The sequence below is a fragment of the Aeromonas sp. sia0103 genome, from assembly GCF_963895295.1.
GTDB lineage: Bacteria > Pseudomonadota > Gammaproteobacteria > Enterobacterales > Aeromonadaceae > Aeromonas > Aeromonas encheleia.
The window spans coordinates 1-464 of the sequence record NZ_CAWQKG010000025.1; the positions used below are offsets into that span (position 1 = coordinate 1).

The 464-nt window shown below is 63.4% G+C and carries 1 protein-coding gene; it reads left to right on the plus strand.

Annotated elements, in window-relative coordinates; translation table 11 throughout:
- Positions 1-464: VCBS domain-containing protein (locus tag AACW18_RS11290; protein ID WP_218390085.1), on the plus strand; the 464-nt coding region annotated here is incomplete at both ends.

The following is a 464-nucleotide window of genomic DNA, read 5'->3' on the forward strand; positions in this document are numbered from 1 at the left end:
GGACCTACAACGTGGCCAACGGCGACGTGCAGTACCTGGGCCAGGGTGAGACCAAGGTCGAGACCTTCACCGTACAGAGCCTGGATGGCACCAGCCACACCGTGACCATCACCATCACCGGCGTCAACGACGGTGCGGTGATTGCCGGCGACGACCACGGCGCGGTGACCGAGGATGCCACCGATCCGACCCTGACCGACAGCGGCACCCTGACCCTGACCGATCTGGATGCGGGCGAGGCGGTGTTCAAGGCCGGTACCGGTACCCCGACCGGCAGTGTGTTGGGTAGCCTGACCATCACCACAGATGGCAAGTGGAGCTATGAAGTCGCCAACGACAAGGTGCAGTACCTGGGCGAAGGCGAGACCAAGGTCGAGACCTTCACCGTACAGAGCCTGGATGGCACCAGCCACACCGTGACCATCACCATCACCGGCGTCAATGACGGTGCCGAGATCAAGGGT